The sequence below is a fragment of the Burkholderia sp. E168m23 genome (assembly GCF_016586125.1).
Lineage (GTDB): Bacteria > Pseudomonadota > Gammaproteobacteria > Burkholderiales > Burkholderiaceae > Burkholderia > Burkholderia orbicola.
Genome location: NZ_BCPP01000770.1, coordinates 1 through 3,540, shown reverse-complemented (window position 1 = coordinate 3,540; position 3,540 = coordinate 1). Strand labels below are relative to the sequence as shown.

Annotated in this window: 2 protein-coding genes; one reads left to right on the top strand and one right to left on the bottom strand. The window is 67.7% G+C overall.

Translation table 11 applies throughout. The features are described 5' to 3' along the window. Positions 1-565, bottom strand: a 565-nt coding sequence (locus tag JMF90_RS29255; RefSeq protein ID WP_201325764.1) for an MFS transporter, incomplete at its 3' end; no start/stop codon positions are given. 456 nt (positions 566-1,021) lie between these two features. On the opposite strand from JMF90_RS29255, the gene JMF90_RS29250 reads away from it, so the two are divergent. Next, entirely contained in the window at positions 1,022-3,484 is a 2,463-nt protein-coding gene (locus tag JMF90_RS29250; RefSeq protein WP_011546926.1) for a DUF3772 domain-containing protein, read from the top strand. The last annotated feature ends 56 nt before the right edge of the window (positions 3,485-3,540 follow it).

Below are 3,540 nucleotides of genomic sequence, written 5' to 3'. Positions count from 1 at the left end.
CGAGGAACGCGACCACCGGCACCGCGACGAACCCCACCGCCTGCTCGCACGCGAACGCGCGGCCGCGGATCTGCTTCGGCACGAGTTCGGAGATATAGGTGCCGATCGTCACCATCTCGACGCCGAGCCCGAGGCCGACGACGAAGCGCCAGAAGTTCAGCCCGGTCGCGGTGTCCTGGAACGCCATCACGACGTTCGCGGCCGTGTACCACAGCAGCGACCACGTGAAGATCGCGCGGCGGCCGAACCGGTCGGCGAGGAAGCCGCACGCGATCGTGCCGATGAAAAGGCCGGAGAACAGCGCGGCGATGAAGCTCGCGACGCCCGTGGTGCCGAACAGGCCGTGCGTCGTCGCGGACAGGATGCCGCTTTTCACGAGGCCCGGCGCGACGTAGCCGCTGTACAGCAGGTCGTAGAGTTCGAAGAAGAAGCCGAGGCTCAGCAGCACGACGAGCTTCCAGACGCTGCGCGTCGGCGGCAGGCGGTCGAGACGGGCCGAGATGGAGCCGGGGTCGATGGAGGGGGATGGGGCTTGTGCCTGCGGAAGGCTGTCCGTTGAGGCCATCTTGGGCGCGTCTCCTGATCGTGTCGTGTTGTGTCGCGTTGTGCGTCGTTCTCCGGCGGACGGCCGAACCGCCGCCGTGCGAATCGCTGCATTGTACCGGCACGCCCGTTCGGCGCATGGGCAAGCCGGCATGACGGCCGCGGCGGGCGCCGAAGCCGTTCGACGCCCCGTTTTCCCCCGGACATTGTGTAAATTGCGTAACCGTATGTCGAATACGGGAAGCGCGTCGGCGCGGCGTTCCCCGGCCGTTGGCCTCCGCTCGGGCCCCGCGCAGACCGGCAAGGACAAGCCTCCCCCGCTGTTTCGCGCAGGCGCGCGCCGCCCGAATCGCGGCGAAGGAGGACACGCAATCGGTACAACCACGCGTTCCGCGCCCCGGTAACATGCTACCGGGCCAACTACCGGCTTCCGGCTGCCTTTCGGCAACCGGCATTGTCGGCAAAACGTAAGCATTCCATGTCCATACAACGACTTTCCACGTACGCCCGCCGGATCGCGCTGATCGCGCTGCTGCAGTTCGCGGCGATCGCGACCGCGTCGGCCTTTCCGGCGGCAGCCTCCGCGCCCGTCGCGAGCGGCGTCGGCGCCGCCGCGCCGGCCATTTCCCTGCCCGACGCCATCGCGCAGCTCAAGCAGATGCAGGCCGAGCTGGACCGCATCAAGCAGCAGACTTCGACCGCGTCCAACAGCAAGGAGCTGGACGCGCTCGACGACTCGGCGCAAGAGCTGAGCACCGATGTCGCGAAACTGCAGAGCGATCTCACACCGCAACGTGCGCAGGTTCAGGCGCAGCTCGACGTGCTCGGGCCGGCGCCGGCCGAGGGCGCCGCGCCGGAAGCGCCGGCCGTCGCGAAGCAGCGCGCCGCGCTGGACGCGCGCAAGACGCAAATCGACGCCGCGCTGAAACAGGCCGCCGACCAGAAGACGAGCCTCACGAACCTGACCGAGCAGTTCGCGAAGCTGCACCGCAGCCTCCTGAAGAACCAGCTCGCGTTCCGTTCGGGCAGCATCTTCAGCGCGCAGTTCTGGTTGCCGCTGTTCCACCTGTCGCCGGACGATCGCCAGCGGCTCGAGGATTTCGACGACGAACTGTTCGACATGCTGCGCTCGTCGTGGGTGCCGGGGCAGCGGGCGATCACCACCGTGCTGCTGATCGCCGCATTCGCCGCCTGGCTCGGCGGCCGCCGGCTCATCGAGCGCGGGCTCGCGTGGATCGCGCTGAACCGCCTGCCGCCCACCCGCTTGCGCCGCAGCGCGCTGGCGCTGTCGACCGCCCTGTCGACCTTCCTCGCGACGGCCATCGCGATCCAGATCCTCTACCTCGCCGTTGCACGCCACTACGAGCTCACGCCGTCGCTGACCGACCTGTGGGACCAGTTCGCGAAGCTCGCCGCGACCTGCGCACTGATCGCCGGGCTCGGCCGCGCCCTGCTCTGCACGAAGCATCCGTCGTGGCGCCTGCCCGCGCTCGCCGATCCCGTCGCGCTCGCGATGAAGCCGTTCCCCAGCATCCTGGCCGGACTGCTGCTGGTATCCGGTACGCTCGAATCGATCAACCGGATCGTCGACACCAGCCTGTCGGTCACGCTGTTCGGTCGCGGCATCGTGTCGCTCGTCGTCGCGCTGACGGTCGGCGCGTCGCTGCTGCGCGCGAATCGTGCACGCAGCGCCCTCGCGGCGGCAGGCGAGGCACCGGAGCAGCGCTCGACGCTCGCCGGGCTGATCCATGCCGGCGTCACGCTCGCGATCGTCGCGTCGTTGATCGCACTCCTGATCGGTTACATCACGGTCGCGCGCTTCATCACGTACGAGCTCGTGTGGTTCGAGATCGTGCTGTGCGCGACCTACATCCTGATCCAGTTGACGCGCGACGCGAGCGAAAGCCTGTTCTCGTCGAGCCTGTCGACGGGCCAGCAGATCAAGCACCTGTTCGCACTCGAGGACCGCCACCTGGACCAGGCGCGCACGGTCCTGTCCGGCTTCGGCACGAGCCTGCTGATGCTGATCGCGGCGATCGCGCTGGTGACCGGCGGTTTCGGCACGACGCCGGGCGATCTGCTCGACAGCGCGGTCGCGATGATCGGCAGCCAGCGGCTGCAGAGCCTGAACATCATGCCCGACCGGATCTTGAACGCCGTGATCGGCTTCGCGATCGGGTTCTACCTGCTGCGCTCGCTGCGCCGCTGGCTCGACGGCGAATTCATGCCCGCGCTCGGCATGGATACGGGCATGCGCGTGTCGCTGATCACGCTGTTCACCAACGTCGGCTACGTGCTGCTCGTGCTGATGACACTCGGGCTGCTCGGCGTCAGGTGGAACAATCTCGCGTGGATCGTCAGTGCGTTGTCGGTGGGTATCGGTTTCGGTCTGCAGGAAATCGTGAAGAACTTCGTGTCGGGGCTGATCCTGCTGACCGAGCGCCCGGTGAAGGTGGGCGACATGGTCAGCATCGCGGGCGTCGAAGGCGACATCCGCCGCATCAACGTGCGCGCGACCGAAATTCAGCTGAGCGACCGCTCGACCGTGATCGTGCCGAACTCGCAATTGATCTCGCAGAACGTGCGCAACGTGACGATGGGCAACAGCACGCAGGGCGTCGCGACGCTGGTGCTGACGTTCCCGCTGAACACCGATCCGGAGCAGGTGCGCGACCTGCTGCTCGATGCGTATCGCGAGCACCCGGCGATTCTCGACAAGCCGGCGCCGTCGGTGACGTTCAGCCAGCTCGCGCCGGACGGGATCACGCTGAGCGTGACGGGTTACGTGTCGAGCCCGCGGATCGCGAGTTCGACGAAGAGCGATCTGCTGTTCGAGATCCTCAAGCAGTTGCGCGCGGCGGGGATCACGCTGTCGAGCCCGCAGATGCTGGTCGTGCAGAACATGCCGGCGAACGATGGTCCTACGCCGCACGAATCGTAAGCGCGCCATCGAGCGGGTACGCTCGCGATCGATCGGCGCGCCGCGCGCCCCGCAGT